General features: G+C 69.4%; 1 protein-coding gene and 1 pseudogene. Both read left to right on the plus strand.

The features are described from left to right. Nucleotides 1-34: 34 nt before the first annotated feature. Nucleotides 35-1,285, plus strand: a complete 1,251-nt coding sequence (locus tag AOK24_RS12835) for a tetratricopeptide repeat protein (protein WP_055720192.1) — start codon at nucleotides 35-37, stop codon at nucleotides 1,283-1,285. A gap of 225 nt (nucleotides 1,286-1,510) precedes the next feature. Then, nucleotides 1,511-1,619 (plus strand): annotated as a pseudogene (locus AOK24_RS52720) (serine protease); the annotation flags it as partial.

Raw genomic sequence — 1,619 nt, forward strand, 5'->3', positions numbered from 1 at the left:
GATCAGTGCATTGCCGGGCGGTGGGGGGTGGCAGATGCATGACCTTGTGCGGGCGTACGCGGGGGCTCTGGTCACGGAGGAGGAGGCGGGGCAGGCTCGGATGCAGCTTCAGGTCATGTACTACGCCCGGCTGACGCTGGCCTACGAGGTGATCACCAAGCCGGATCAGCCGCAGGAGCTGTTCCCGGGCGGCCCTGAGGAGGCGCTGAGCTGGTTCGAGACCGAGCGGCTCGGGATGCTGAACTCGGTGCGGTGGTGCGGGAGCGAGGATCGGCAGACGGCCGTACTCGCGCTGCGGACAGCTCTCGTGCTCATCCCTCACCTGCGCAACCGGCCCGCCTTCGACGACATGCTCGACGTGGCGACGATCGCCCGCGACACCGCTCGCCGGCTCGGCGCCGGCTACGACGAGACGGTCGCGCTCGGCGCCCTCAGCACCGCACTGATCCATCTGCGCAGGTTCGAGGAGGGGCTCGACGCCTGTCGGGAGGAGCTGGAGCTGTGTGACCGCGTCGGCAACCTGGAAGGCCGGTACTACGCGCGAAGCGGCATCGCGGTGGCGCTGCTGCGGCTCGGGCGGCTCGACGAAGCGCTCGACGCACGCGAGCGGGCGCTGGCGGACGCCCTCGCGTTGGACGACCCGTCGTACGCCGCCCTCGCGCGGGCCCAGCTCGCCGCGACCCTCGGTGACTGCGGGCAGTTCGAAGAGGCGTACGAGACACTCTCCTTGGCCGTCGCCGAGTTCCAAGAGCTGGGTATGCGGCACCCGTTGGCGGAGCCGCTGTACAACATGGCGCAGACCCTGCGGAGTCTGGGGCGGCACGACGAGGCGTTGCCCCATGCCATGCGCTCCCTGCGGATCAGCACCGAACTCAACGACTGGCGTGGCAAGGCGGACGCGTGGGGGCTCATCGGGCTGATCCTGCGGGAGTCGGGGCGGCGCGTGGAGGCGGTCCAGGCGTTCACCCGGTCCCTCGAATGGAGCAAGCTGATCGGGGACGAACACCAGGCGGGGGTGGCCTGGTTGGGGCTCAGTGCCGCGCTGACCAACCTCAAGCGCTACCACGAGGCGATCGACGCCGCCCGCTGCGCGATCGAGTCCGGCACGAAGTTCGAGGAGTGGAGCATCGTCGCCGACGCCGGCTACAACCTCGGCATCTCCCTGCACAAGGTGCGGCGCAAGGGGGAGGCCCGGCTCGCGTTCGGTGCCGCCGCCGACGCCTACGAGCGGGGCGGGATGCCCGAACAGGCCGCCAGAGTACGGAGGTTGGCGGGCCGTTCCTGATCCCACCGGCGCCCCTTGGCCGGAATCCCTCCCCACGACCGGCCTGTTCCCACCCCTTGCACAACCTCTTACCGCTTTTTCATAATCCTCCGAAGATCCTGACTCACCCGTGGCGACCCCGTCGGACTCCTCGTGGCGTCCAAAGTTGGCATGGGCACGTCAGGGTCGGTACCCGTTGCAGGTCCGTCAAGCTCCATACCCCCCTCACGGAAGGCAACAACAACGGTGAAGAAGCTCATCACGCTCGCGAAGAGATGCATGGCCGCCGCAGCCGTCACCCTCGCGGTCGTCAGCCTCCAGCCCCTCTCCACGGCCACCGCCGCCCCCGCGCCGG

It is taken from the genome of Streptomyces niveiscabiei (genome assembly GCF_001419795.1).
Taxonomy (GTDB): Bacteria; Actinomycetota; Actinomycetes; order Streptomycetales; family Streptomycetaceae; genus Streptomyces; species Streptomyces niveiscabiei.

Coding starts and splice junctions, on each gene's coding strand:
- AOK24_RS12835 (WP_055720192.1), top strand. CDS start 35: ATGCATGACCTTGTGCGGGCGTACGCGGGGGCTCTGGTCACGGAGGAG.